The 12,368-nt window shown below is 42.2% G+C and carries 12 protein-coding genes and 1 riboswitch; of the genes, 2 read left to right on the top strand and 10 right to left on the bottom strand.

Features of this window, described 5'->3' with window-relative positions; genetic code table 11:
* Positions 1–30: 30 nt before the first annotated feature.
* Complete coding sequence (locus HZA77_05310; GenBank protein ID MBI5374830.1) at positions 31–933, bottom strand: prepilin-type N-terminal cleavage/methylation domain-containing protein; 903 nt, start codon at positions 931–933, stop codon at positions 31–33.
* 4 nt (positions 934–937) lie between these two features.
* Positions 938–1,330 (bottom strand): prepilin-type N-terminal cleavage/methylation domain-containing protein, encoded by a 393-nt coding sequence (locus tag HZA77_05305; GenBank protein MBI5374829.1) that lies wholly within the window; start codon positions 1,328–1,330, stop codon positions 938–940.
* Positions 1,331–1,414: 84 nt separating this feature from the next.
* Positions 1,415–1,490, bottom strand: a riboswitch (cyclic di-GMP riboswitch).
* Between the two features lie 495 nt (positions 1,491–1,985).
* On the opposite strand from HZA77_05305, the gene HZA77_05300 reads away from it, so the two are divergent.
* Positions 1,986–3,470, top strand: a complete 1,485-nt coding sequence (locus HZA77_05300) for a hypothetical protein (protein ID MBI5374828.1) — start codon at positions 1,986–1,988, stop codon at positions 3,468–3,470.
* A gap of 10 nt (positions 3,471–3,480) precedes the next feature.
* Here the strand turns inward: HZA77_05300 and HZA77_05295 are convergent, their stop codons facing one another.
* Together HZA77_05295 and HZA77_05290 are read right to left on the bottom strand one after the other, a co-directional pair.
* Positions 3,481–4,467 (bottom strand): aldo/keto reductase, encoded by a 987-nt coding sequence (locus HZA77_05295; protein ID MBI5374827.1) that lies wholly within the window; start codon positions 4,465–4,467, stop codon positions 3,481–3,483.
* Positions 4,468–4,503: 36 nt separating this feature from the next.
* Positions 4,504–6,423, bottom strand: a complete 1,920-nt coding sequence (locus HZA77_05290; GenBank protein ID MBI5374826.1) for a hypothetical protein — start codon at positions 6,421–6,423, stop codon at positions 4,504–4,506.
* A gap of 141 nt (positions 6,424–6,564) precedes the next feature.
* On the opposite strand from HZA77_05290, the gene HZA77_05285 reads away from it, so the two are divergent.
* On the top strand, positions 6,565–7,398 hold the full coding sequence (locus HZA77_05285; GenBank protein ID MBI5374825.1) for a coproporphyrinogen III oxidase: 834 nt from the start codon (positions 6,565–6,567) through the stop codon (positions 7,396–7,398).
* Positions 7,399–7,433: 35 nt separating this feature from the next.
* On the opposite strand, the gene HZA77_05280 is transcribed toward HZA77_05285, so the two are convergent.
* From HZA77_05280 to obgE, 6 genes are all read right to left on the bottom strand, one after another.
* Positions 7,434–7,898, bottom strand: a complete 465-nt coding sequence (locus HZA77_05280; protein ID MBI5374824.1) for a 23S rRNA (pseudouridine(1915)-N(3))-methyltransferase RlmH — start codon at positions 7,896–7,898, stop codon at positions 7,434–7,436.
* 13 nt (positions 7,899–7,911) lie between these two features.
* Positions 7,912–8,328, bottom strand: a complete 417-nt coding sequence (gene rsfS / locus HZA77_05275; GenBank protein MBI5374823.1) for a ribosome silencing factor — start codon at positions 8,326–8,328, stop codon at positions 7,912–7,914.
* 32 nt (positions 8,329–8,360) lie between these two features.
* Positions 8,361–9,047, bottom strand: a complete 687-nt coding sequence (locus HZA77_05270; protein ID MBI5374822.1) for a nicotinate-nucleotide adenylyltransferase — start codon at positions 9,045–9,047, stop codon at positions 8,361–8,363.
* An 8-nt stretch (positions 9,048–9,055) separates the two neighbouring features.
* A complete protein-coding gene (locus HZA77_05265) occupies positions 9,056–10,312 on the bottom strand; it encodes a glutamate-5-semialdehyde dehydrogenase (protein MBI5374821.1) in 1,257 nt (418 codons plus the stop codon).
* Between the two features lie 11 nt (positions 10,313–10,323).
* On the bottom strand, positions 10,324–11,463 hold the full coding sequence (gene proB / locus HZA77_05260; protein MBI5374820.1) for a glutamate 5-kinase: 1,140 nt from the start codon (positions 11,461–11,463) through the stop codon (positions 10,324–10,326).
* On the bottom strand, positions 11,450–12,368 hold a 919-nt coding region (gene obgE, locus HZA77_05255; GenBank protein MBI5374819.1), incomplete at its 5' end, for a GTPase ObgE. The genes proB and obgE, both read right to left, overlap by 14 nt.

The following is a 12,368-nucleotide window of genomic DNA, read 5'->3' as shown; positions in this document are numbered from 1 at the left end:
AGCATCCTTCAACAATGTATTTAAGTTATGTTAAATATTCCGTGGTTTGATTATTGCGCTCAAAAGCATTCTTCTGTATCCATCTCTTTCATTCAGTGCAGTAAAAGGGCTATCTCCCTGATTGTAATTTGAATCAGAATGTTCTGTCCTCGCCACGAAAGTTATTTTCACAGCCCGGATATCACTGGGATTAGCGGGATTTTGAGTAGAAGTTCCATTAGCCAGAATATAAACCAACTGCATTGCTTCAACATCTTTAGCGACAATCTTTCTTCCGGAACTAGCGCCTAAACTGAGCGTATTGTCCCAAGATAATATTTCTTTAGTAAGTGAAGGATGCGAGGGATCAGAATTATCTATGGAGTAAATCATCTCCTTCCCTTTGAAAAGTAACAGTTGCGTACCAGCAGCATATTGATGTGCCGCTGGATAATCGCTATTGTGTTGAATTGTTTTAGTATCCTCCTGAACCAGATTAATGTTGAATCTCTGATAATTAACACCATCGCAGATTATTCCCTTACCGTTCACCCAACCTACAAATCCTGATACATCGGTGACCTGAAACTGATCAGATGAATCCGCCATATCAATACTTAGAGTAGTTAGAACAGGATCAGCTGTCGGAGAATATACTGATATGGAATCAGAGTTAGCACCGCCTCCTCCATAAGCAGGTTTTATTGATCCAACATTACCCTGCGAACAGAATACATTAGAACCCATTCCTGCAAACAAAATATCCCTCTGAATCATTTCAACTGCTGTCCTTGCGCTCTGCTGCATATGAAGTTTTTCGTCCTCAACCGTGTAAGCCTTTTCATTAAAGCTCATAAACGTATATGCTATAGATGCAGTCGCTAATGAAATAAACAATGCAACCAATAACTCAATCAAGGTAAAACCATTTTTATTTTTTATCTTTATAGCCATAGAGCTATTGAATAACCTTTGCTGTAAGAGATACATTATGCTTACCAGAATCCCAGCTGACTGTGACAGTAACGTTTTTCATGCTGCTTGCCTCAACAACATTCCAATTCCTGGTAAATATTCCTCCGTTTGTTCCTATTTCATTAATTGGATTATTTGAATCCGAATGGGAACCAGAAGATAAATCAGAACTTGTGTATCCTTTGCTTTTTAAATCCTCGATTTTGTCTCTAACAAGGGCTGTTGCTGTGGTAATTTTTTTATTTAAGAAATTGTTTTTTATGACGGTTGTTAAAAGAGCATTGAAACCTATCATTACAATTGAAAATATAAGTAAGGCAACGAGCGACTCAACAAAAGTAAATCCTTTATTCTGTTTTAAAATGTTCCCCTTCACAATCACTCTCTTCCAAAAAAAAAGCCTGTTTCTTCAATACCGAAGAAACAGGCCTCTTAAATCTGCCTTAGTTTCATTTGTCTCTTCGGTAGCCCGACCATCCCTTGAAGGATTCGAAGCTTTGTGCCCCCTGCTCTCACAGGGTTTACCTTTTCGGAGACCCGCTAAATTACAATTTAAAGTTTAATATTTTTCTTATTCTCCAAATTTATTAAGTTGCTTTGGCGAACATGCAATTACTGTGCCTATGTAACAGCAAACTCATTACAAGCTATTTCAACAAGGCATGCCCCTGATAACGTTAATTATTTATTTTTCCATGTTAAAGTTATGAAAAAAAATTTACACCATAAATGATTCTTCATTCCGTCAACAACGTGACAACGATGTACAAGTTTTGACATTTTTCGTTGTAGAGAGAGCTCTAATTTTTTAAATCCCAAAATAAAGATTCAAATATTATCAGTCAATACACGTGAATTTTTATTTTACTTTCTTTACAAAATCAAGGCGCTACTAAAAGTTTTCTCTTTGAAAACTCTCGACTTTAGCGAAGTCATAACATCTTTAAACTAAAAGGCATTATAAAAAATTCGAGAGCCTAATTAAAATTAACATTGCCTTTTTTCATTCCTTTCATTAATTTATTAATTATATGTCAAGCAAATTGCTAATCATTTTCCTTTTTGTATCCATTTTATTACTGCCAGTCACTTCAAAGGCATTTGATGTCGGCACAACTCCCCCTGAACTCCGAACTGCGGGCACCATTTACAGGGACACGTACAGCATAAGTCTGTCAGACAATAAAGCTTATGTTTCCAATGGAAATTATGGAATCAGTATAATAGATGTGAAAAAACCTACCCACCCTAAACTGCTTGGGGTTTATAATGGAGAAGTCTCTGATTTTGCCCTTTCAGGAAAAACACTTTTTGTTGCCTCTGGAAGCACGCTTACCTCAGTAAATGTCAGCAAGCCCTCTTCACCTAAGGTCTTAAATATTTATGAAGCAAAAGGGGAAATCAACAAATTCAAGATAATCAATGGGAAAGCCTATATAGTGAGCAGTGCCGGTGATTATTATGAAGGGTTTAGCACATTTTTGGAAATTGTTGATGTTAATGATAGCACTATGCCAAGCCTTGAAGCATGGACATATTTAAAAGAAGAGGGCACCGGGTGGGCCAGTTATTATTCACTAAGCAGATTTGAGAATATCTTCATATCCGGCACTTCTGCCTGGCTAATATGGTATACAGAATATTGCGCTGGCTGGAAGGGTTGTGGTAATCGCACCTACTATATTGTATTTGATATTGGCAAATTTAATTTATTTGGGGAAGACCTTTCTGGGTATTTAAACAGTAAAGAATACGATGTTTCTGGCTGTATAAACGGAGGCATAATGAATTTATATGACAACAGAGCCATCTATTCAGTAGGAAACTGCATTCAATCTTTCATATACACAGGTTATGATAGTAAAACAAAAAATCACATTGAGAAACATGCGGCAGATACAGTTACAGCGATGACCGCGGCAGGAAATAAATTATATGTTGCCGAAGGAGCATCGGGAGTTGAAATATTCGATAAAAGCGATGATTCTTCTCTTGAATTACTGGGCTCCATTGATACGCCAGTCTATGCCAGCGACATCAAAGTATCAGGCAGATACGCCTATGTGGCAGACGGAAAAGGATTGATAATAATTGATATTAATGAACCATCTTCCCCAAAAATAATCTCGAAGTACGGAATAAAGGATAAATTAAAACAACCTGACCTTGTCGTTAAAGAAGTTTCAGTGCAAAAAACAATGGAAGAAAACGCAATAACACTGACAGTAAAGTGTAAAATACAGAACATCGGGGAAATGACAGCTTCACCATCAAGGGTTGTATTATCATTGTATCCAAATAATGACAATTCATATTATTATGTGATTGGGAATATGGCAGTTGACAAGATTGCGAAAAAAGCATTTAAAAATATTACTTTTAAATGGAATGATCCGGAATCAGTTCCTGCCGGAACATATTATATCAAAGTGTTGTGTGACTACGACAAACAGATCATCGAACGGAGTGAGAACAACAACATATCGATTGCAGAAAAAACGGTAGAAATTAAATAGTATCGCAAGGTCAGGAATCCAGCATCTTCATTATCTTTTCGGAATATCTCGTTCCTCGCACCGCTTCCAGCGGAATTATTTTAGAGATATAATCAAGTTCAGATTTTGAAAGCGTCACATCAAATGCGGATATATTCTCCTTAAGGTATTTGCGTCTCTTTGTGCCGGGTATGGAGAATATGTCTTCTCCCTGTCCATGCACCCAGGCAAGGGCTAACTGTGCAGGCGTAATTCCTTTTGATTTGGAAATCTCTTTTATTTTATCCACGAGTTCAAGATTTTTTTTGAAGTTCTCTCCCTGAAATCTCGGTAAACTCCTGCGGAAGTCGCCCGGCTCAAAATCTTCAGGGCTTTTAATTGCTCCAGTGAGGAAACCACGCCCGAGAGGGCTGTATGCAATAAACCCTATCCCAAGTTCCCTGACGGTTATCAATATCTCTGCCTCTACTTCTCTGCTCCAGAGAGAATATTCAGATTGCAACGCTGTTATAGGATGAACTGCATGGGCTCGTCTGATAGTTTCCGGAGAAGCTTCAGATAATCCAATATAGCGGACCTTCCCTGCCTTTACCAATTCAGACATTGCTCCTACAGTTTCCTCGACAGGAACGTTGGGGTCTATGCGATGCTGATAATAGAGGTCGATATAATCCACTCCCAACCGCTTCAAGGAACCGTCGCACGATGAGCGAACATATTCAGGTCTGCCGTTTATTGCACGGAACTTCGGATCACTGCTACGCACTATGCCAAACTTGGTTGCAAGTATGACTTCAGCGCGTCTGCCGCGAATAGCCTTGCCGACTAACTCCTCATTTGTAAAAGGGCCATACATGTCTGCCGTATCAATTAAATTAATACCAAGCTCAAGCGCAAGTTGAATTGTCGCTATGGATTCCTCATCATCGCGAATTCCATAGAAATCTGTCATCCCCATGCAACCCAAACCCTGTCCTGAAACCATGAGCCCCTGACTTCCAAGTTTTCGTTTTTCCATTTTTGTTTTCCCCTTAATAGGAAATTAACGGGATTCTTACACGATAAGCTTTTTTTCCTCCATGACTTGGGCAATATCTCCAAGATCAAGGTCTATGAGCTTTTGCTTTGTCTGCAAACCGCTGTTTTTATCCCAACCCCTGACTTCGTAGTACTCACTTAGCATCTTTGTAAATTTTGCCGTGTCAACCATAGTGCCTTTTTTAATTATCGGCTCACCGTCCTTCCCCGGAACAAGAGCTTCGGGATTGTTGGTTTCACCGTTATAAGGTATCGTAAAGTTAAACTCCGGAATCTCATCCACCTTTTTTCCCCGAGGATCTTCACGAGTAAGTATTGCCCTTTGCAAATTAAAGACCCTCTCACCTATTTTATTTAACCCATCCTCATCCGTCTCTTTTCCGGTAACTGCCGAGTAAAGCCTGCTCTCAATAGAAGGGTCTCCCTTATGTGACTCGCTGGAATCGCAAGACCTTAAAGGGTAGAAAAAGGCGCAAAGTATAAGGCACTCTTCTGTATGTATTTTGTCCTGGATTTTCTTGGCAGCTATGGCCTTGCCTTCATATGTTGAGCAATCAAAAGCAAGCTCACTTCCCCAGAATCTTTTGCCAATATCACAAAGCATTTCATAGGACATGTAAGAGCCTTCTGCTCCTTTAACCCATTGGATCCATTTCGACAATGGTATGGTCATTTCATGCAATATCGGAAGCGACATCCTGGGTTCCGTGGCGTAAAAGATTCCGCTTATATTGTAGAGGCGTGGACCATACGCCATGTTTTGCCCATTCTTATCAAGATAGCCGGCAACTAATTCCCTGGCTTTTGGACCTTGAACTTCAGCAGCATGATGCAACCCTTGAGCCAGCAGATCACCAAATCCTTCCCGCAGTGATATCTTTTTCACCAGTGATTCTATAAACTCCCAGCTGCCAAACTTTGAAAGAGGAAGCCCAGTATCTTCCTCAGTGAAAACACCTGTTTTGTATCCCTCTTTAAGCCATTTCAGCAAAGCCGAGATGACATGGGTATCTAGCCCGTAATCAAAGCAAAGCCTTGCGGCGTGCAGTGGCACATTAGTCGGTTTGCCATAATAGCTGTCTGCAGCTGCTCTATAGACGCCAGCAGCCTGACAGCAAACCTTCACCTTGATGCCTTCCGTTGTTTCAAGGGTAGAACGGACACAGCCGTTTACGCAACCGTAGCAAACCTGCTGCTTTATATTGCGTCTTGGTATGTGAGATAACTTTGCACCATATCCGGCTCCGCGCCACAACCCACGAAGATATTTCGACAATTCTTTAAGTTTTTCCGGATGAGCCGCAGGGGGGCGCACACCTTTTCCTCTTACCACTATCGCCTTAAGATTTTTTGAACCCATAACTGCTGCACCCCAGGCAGCGGCATCTTCATCTGATAGAGTAGTGGCGAATATTACCTGGTTCTCGCCAGCAGGTCCTATAGCCAATACCCTTGCCGAGCTTCCAAGTTCAGCCTTGAGCAGCCTTTGTGTCTCACCTGCATCTTTCCCCCATAAGCCTGATGCATCTTTTAATTCCGCACTCCCATCCTGCACCAGAAGATAGACAGGCTCCTCAGATTTGCCATGAATAACAACTCCATCATAACCTGCAAATTTGAGATAAGCCCCCCAGCTCCCTCCCATACTGCTGTAAAAGAATTGCTCAGGATTAGTGGCCGGGGATTTTCCGCAAATTTGACTTATGGAACCGGACACTCCAGGATAACCTGCCATGGGACCGGTCATGAATATCAGCCTGTTTTCCGGGTCTAAGGCTCTTGTTTCCGGTGCAACTTCATCCCAATAGATTTTGGCGGCTATGCCTCTTCCTCCAATGAATCTATCAGCATAATCAGACGTTGGTACATCTCTCATTCTTGCCGAGGAAAGATCTACCTTAAGGATTTTCCCGGCATATCCAAATTCAGCAGACATTTTATTTTCCTTTTATCTATAAAAACGTTTATTAGAATTTAGTATTGAAAAATATTGTCTGTGAGTCAAACAAAAGATTATATGATAGAAGTTCAATTAGTCACTTATGTGAAACAATCCCTTTAGAGGAGAGAGAATATTATGCCTGAAAAAACTAACTCGGAAGCGGAAAATTTTATCGCCGGGCTAAAAAAGAAAGCGATAGATGCCATTACAAGCCTGAATGGCTCAGCCTGGCGGTCAAGGACATGGGATCATAAGGGCCCTGCTCCGAAAGACACGGAAAAGATAGAATACACCTACCGTCACGAAGTGAATGCATCAAGGGGAGAGGTCTTCGAAAAAGCTACGGTGTCTGAAATCTTCATAGACTGGCCAAAAGCGGCAAAGACCCTTGTGGATATGAAACTTGCATCACCTTCCGAGCCGGTTAGCGTACGCGTACTTCAAATTGAGATCTTCCCGACTTCTTCCATCCTGCCAATGGGACATTTCAATCTCGAACGTTTCTATGCGGGAAAAAATATGATGATGGCAAACATGGATGTTTTCCCAGCTGCCACTCCCAAAGAAGATGTGGATGCTTTAAGAAATAAAATGGCTGAGGTGGCAAAAAAATACGGAAAAGACCAGTGGGAGCTGAGCAAGGGGCTTGCGGAACAATACAACATGGAAGGATGGCAGTATCCGCTTGCAGCAAGAGCCGGTTTCCAGTTTAAGATGCTCCCTCTTGAGGAAAATTTCCCAGTTGTAAGGGATGGAGCAGAGACATTTTTCAACGGCTATATTGAAATAGTAAAAAAATTAAAGGACCTCCGGTACAGCACAGATGATGATGTTCTTAAGAATGAGATGCGCACACACTGGCTTGAATATTCATTAATGAAAGACGGCGCAGTAAAGATGGGAAGGGAAAGGGGACATCCCTTTGAAGCCTTGCGCTGGATGGGACTGCCGCCGACCGTGCATTATTAAAATTTCCTCCTGTTACTATGAGAGTGAGATTATATTCATTTCGCATACGGCAGACCATCCATTATGCAGAATCCTCTGTAAACCTGTTCAAAGAGGAATATCCGCACAAGGTAATGGTTTAACGTCATCTGCGAAATTGAAAGTTTGAGGTTCGAAGCTTTAATGAGCCGGGGGGCTATGCCGTATCTGCCGCCTACGACAATGACAACCGGCTTTGCCTGCACCTTCAGAACATCTTTCATTAATTCAGCAAATTTATGGGAAGATATTTCTTTGCCTGAAGGAGTTGTTGCTATAAAAAATGAATCTTTGAGAAGATGTTTTTCAATGTCTCTTGCTTCCTCTTCCATGGCAGATTCCGGATTTTCCTGCCTCGCTGAGGATTTAATCTCTATTACTTCAACATCTGCAAATCTTTTAATGCGGGATGCATAATCATCAATTATATCTTTTTCCGGACCAGCTTTTGTTTTATCTATCCAGATAAAGCGGATCTTCATCAGGTTCTCTTTATCAGCTTACCTTTGCCTTAACTACCGGCGCATCGCCCCAGATTCCTTCGAGATTATAATAGTCCCTTGCATCTTTCTGGAAAACATGGACTACGATATCTGCAAAATCTACTACTATCCACTGGCAGGTAGAAAAGCCTTCTGATGCAAGCGGAATGTGCCCGTTCTTTTTGAATTGCTCGATTATATCTTCAGCAATCGTCTTTGCATGCCTGTCAGAAGTACCATGACATATACAGAAAAAATCTGTGACTGTAGTAAGCTTCCTGACATCGAAAATAATTATATCAAGCGCCTTCTTGTCATCAGCAAACTCTGCAGCTTTCAAAGCCATCTGGCGCGGTGTAAGCTTCTTGGGAGATATTGCCTTAACTTCTTTTTTACTTTCTGATTTCTTTTTTTCTTTAACTTCCCTCACTCTTTCCTCCAATCTGAATACGGTCTTTGTCGTTATCTGTACAATCCATTCTTCTCAATGTATTCTTCCACTGCCTCAGGGACAAGGTATTTAACAGACTTTCCCGTTTTAAGGCATTTTCTGATTTCTGTGGAAGATATTTCAAGAAGAGTTGATTCAAGACAGTACAATTTGAAATCGCTCGTAGTTATTGTATAAATCGATATCTTTCCAGCATCCTTTTCCAATACAAATCTTATCTCCGGGAAAGCCATGGTAATGGTGTTCTCAAGGACTGTCATAAGTTTTGCCCTGCTGTATCCCGGTCTTGACGTCACAACAAAATGGCATGAACGCAGGATAGTATCGACTTTGCGCCAGGTAGAAAATTCCTCAAAAGTATCTATCCCTGATATAAGGTAAATCTTATCATCATAGACCTTTCTGAAATAATCTATCGTGTCCACAGTATAAGACTTTCCTCCCCTTTCAATTTCTATGGTTGAAAGCTCGAATTGTGGATTTCCCTTTATAGCGAGGCTCACCATTTTCTGGCGGTGGCTGCATTCCGCGATTCCTTCGCCGCTCTTGTGCGGTGGAAGATAGGACGGGATAAAATAGATTTTTTCAAGCCCGAGGGTTTCCCGGACCTCTTCAGCAATTCTCAGATGCCCGAAATGAACAGGATTAAATGTTCCGCCAAGCATTCCAATACTTCCCTTTGCGACATTTATGCTCATCTGTTTTATTATTCCCTCAATTGCCCTTTACCATAAACTATGAATTTAGTCGTAGTAAGTTCCTCAAGACCCATAGGACCGCGGCAATGAAGCTTTTGCGTGCTTATCCCCATCTCAGCGCCAAGCCCGTATTCACCTCCGTCTGCAAGCCTTGTCGAGGCATTGACAAACACAGAAGACGAATCAACTTCTCTCAGAAATCTCTGGGAGTTGTTATAATCATTGGTCACAATTGCATCAGAGTGATGTGAGCCATAGCGGTCTATATGCTCCATCGCCTCATCAATGGAGCCAACAACCTTCACCGAAAGAGTGAGGTTCAAGAATTCCGTATTGAAATCATCTTCCGTAGCGTCCTTCGCCCAGGGGAGAATCTTTCTGGTCGCAGGACATCCCCGAAGTTCAACTCCGGCTTTCTTATATTCCTCGCCAATGATGGGAAGAAATTTTTCTGCTATATCCCTGTGGACGAGCAAAGTTTCCATTGCATTGCATACACCGGGGCGCTGCACTTTCGCATTAAAGCAGACATTAACCGCCATATCAATGTCAGCGCTCGAATCAACGAAGGTAAGACACAATCCTTTGTCATGGCAGATAACAGGTATGCGGGAATTTTCTTTCACAAAATTGATAAGTCCCTCACCTCCCCGCGGGATTATCATGTCTATAAAGCGGTCAAGCTTCAACATCTCAAGGACCGCCTGCCTGTCGGTTGACGGGATTATCTCAATCGAACCTCTGGGAACTCCGCATTTCAAAGCAGCCTCAGAGAGCACTTCAGCAATTATGCAGTTTGAGTTTATCGCCTCGCTCCCGCCGCGCAGTATTATGGCATTCCCTGATTTAAGACATAGAGCTGCTGCATCAGCAGTAACGCCGGGACGGGATTCATAAATTATCCCGATAACACCCACAGGCACTCTCATCCGCCCTATGAGCATCCCGTTGGGGCGTTTCCACATCTTTATTATTTCTCCGCACGGATCAGAAAGCTCTGAAACTTCCCTTACTCCCTTTGCAAGCTTTTTTATGCGCCCTTCATCGAGCATCAATCTATCTATCATGGCATCACTCAGATTGTTTTTGCGGGCATTATCAATATCTATCTTATTTGCCTTTAGTATCTCCGCAGTTTTTTTCTCAAGCCCCTCTGCCATCATGAGAAGCGCTTTATTCTTATCTGCCGTGGAAAGATTAGAAAGCTTTCCCCCTGCTTTTTTTGCCCTTTCCGCTATGGCAATGACTTCATCTTTTATTGACATTATTATTCCCCCTACTCACTGATTATCACCAGGTTATCTCTGTGTATAGCCTCGTCGTAATCCTTTTTCCCGAGGATATGAATTATGTCTGCTGTTTTCTTTCCCTTTATTTTTGCAAGCTCAATTGAATTGTAATTTACAAGCCCCTTTGCAAAACTGTTTCCGTTTCCATCTACAAGGAGTACTGAATCTCCAACCGAGAACGAACCCTCTATTGCTATGATCCCTGACGGAAGAAGACTTTTACCCTTGTCCGTTAACGCTTCTCTGGCACCGCTATCCACAATTATCTTACCCCTGGATTTAACTGTGAATCCTATCCAGTGTTTGCGCCGTTTCAGGCGTTCAATTTTCGGGAGAAAAACAGTCCCTATTTCTTCGCCTGCAAGGAAATCGGTTATAGCGTTTTTTCTCTTGCCGTTCGCAATCAATGTGGCGACACCGGAGTGCGCAGCTTTCCTTGCAGCCTGCACCTTTGATATCATTCCTCCTGTGCCAAGCGAGCCTGTCGTAGAATCAATCATCTGGTAAATTGCTGGATTTGCAGCATCAGCAACCCTTATTATATTTCTCTCAGCAGGCTGCCTTCTGTCCTCGATCCCGTCAACATCTGTAAGAAGTACAAGGAGGTCAGTCTCTATCATGCTTGAAACTGCAGCTGCCAGAAAATCATTGTCCCCGAATTTTATCTCATCAACAGAAACCGTATCGTTTTCGTTTATGACCGGCACAGCGCCGCAATTAAGAAGCGCGTGTATGGTGTTTATGGCGTTAAGGTATCTTTTGCGGGAGCTTAAATCATCGTGTGTCAGCAATATCTGCCCTACCACGATACCAGCCTGCTCGAATACACGCTCGTAAGTTCTTATCAATGTACACTGCCCCACGGCAGCAGCAGCCTGTTTTTCCTGAAGACTAAAAGGTCTTCCGCCAAGCTGGAGCTTTGCTTTACCAGCAGCTATTGCACCTGACGTAACAAGGACAAACTCATATTTTTTTTCCTTTAATTTAATGATTTCCTCAACCAGGGCTAATATTCTTCTTGAGTTAAGCCCTTTGTCTGCATCAGCAATAACAGCACTGCCTATTTTAACAACAATACGCTTTATATTTTCAACAAAGGTTTTTTTATCGAATTCACCGCTTTTCATTTTTTTGCCCGCTCACAACCATTTTTGCAATCTCTCTGATTAGTTCTTTTAATCCCTTTTGCGCTACAGCGGATATATCCATCACTTTAAGACCGCCGCTCTCTTCTTTAAGTTTCTTTTTAAGGGCTGCGATTTTTTTCTGGTCCGGTTCAAGATCAGTTTTATTTATCACAATCATCTGTTTCTTATCAAGGAGCTCAAGGTTGTACTGGCTCAGTTCCTCCCGCAAAATCCTGAATATCTCAACAGGGGACTTCCCATCATATCCCATGATATCTACAAGATACAAAAGAGCTCTTGTTCTTTCAATATGTTTTAAGAAACGCAGCCCAAGCCCTGTGCCATCGTGAGCCCCCTCTATAAGGCCCGGTATGTCGGCTATGACAAAACTTCTTTCATCGCCAGCATCAACAACGCCAAGCGAAGGCGAAAGGGTTGTAAAAGGATAGTCAGCGATCTTTGGGTGTGCATGGGAAACAACAGAGATAAAAGTAGATTTGCCTGCATTGGGGAATCCTACAAGCCCGACATCAGCCATTAATTTAAGTTCAAGCTTAAGCTCTTTTTCCTCCCCGGGTTCTCCCTTCTCTGCATTGCGGGGAGCCTGATTAGTTGATGACTTGAAATGTGTGTTTCCTCTCCCTCCCTTGCCGCCGCGGGCAACTGCAAATTCCTTCCCCTCAGAGTCGAGGTCGCATACAAGGGATGAGTCTTCGATATCATAGATGAGTGTCCCGATCGGAACCATGAGAACCTTGTCTTCGCCGTTTTTCCCGTGAAGGTCGGAACCCTTTCCATGCATACCCTTTCCTGCACGGATATGAGGCTGATACCGGAAATCTATGAGTGTGGATTTACTTGAGGTCGCCCTGAATATTACGCTTCCGCCGTCACCGCCATCCCCT

Source organism: Candidatus Schekmanbacteria bacterium (assembly GCA_016219965.1).
GTDB lineage: Bacteria > Schekmanbacteria > GWA2-38-11 > GWA2-38-11 > J061 > JACRJM01.
The sequence above is the reverse complement of the archived record's forward strand: the minus strand, read 5'-3'. Positions and strand labels throughout refer to the sequence as shown.

Bases quoted from the DNA above. Each gene is read 5' to 3' on its own strand.
- HZA77_05310 (MBI5374830.1), bottom strand. From the start codon at position 933: ATGGCTATAAAGATAAAAAATAAAAATGGTTTTACCTTGATTGAGTTA.
- HZA77_05300 (MBI5374828.1), top strand. From the start codon at position 1,986: ATGTCAAGCAAATTGCTAATCATTTTCCTTTTTGTATCCATTTTATTA.
- HZA77_05295 (MBI5374827.1), bottom strand. From the start codon at position 4,467: ATGGAAAAACGAAAACTTGGAAGTCAGGGGCTCATGGTTTCAGGACAG.
- HZA77_05290 (MBI5374826.1), bottom strand. From the start codon at position 6,423: ATGTCTGCTGAATTTGGATATGCCGGGAAAATCCTTAAGGTAGATCTT.
- HZA77_05285 (MBI5374825.1), top strand. From the start codon at position 6,565: ATGCCTGAAAAAACTAACTCGGAAGCGGAAAATTTTATCGCCGGGCTA.
- HZA77_05280 (MBI5374824.1), bottom strand. From the start codon at position 7,898: ATGAAGATCCGCTTTATCTGGATAGATAAAACAAAAGCTGGTCCGGAA.
- HZA77_05270 (MBI5374822.1), bottom strand. From the start codon at position 9,047: ATGAGCATAAATGTCGCAAAGGGAAGTATTGGAATGCTTGGCGGAACA.
- HZA77_05265 (MBI5374821.1), bottom strand. From the start codon at position 10,312: ATGTCAATAAAAGATGAAGTCATTGCCATAGCGGAAAGGGCAAAAAAA.
- proB (MBI5374820.1), bottom strand. From the start codon at position 11,463: ATGAAAAGCGGTGAATTCGATAAAAAAACCTTTGTTGAAAATATAAAG.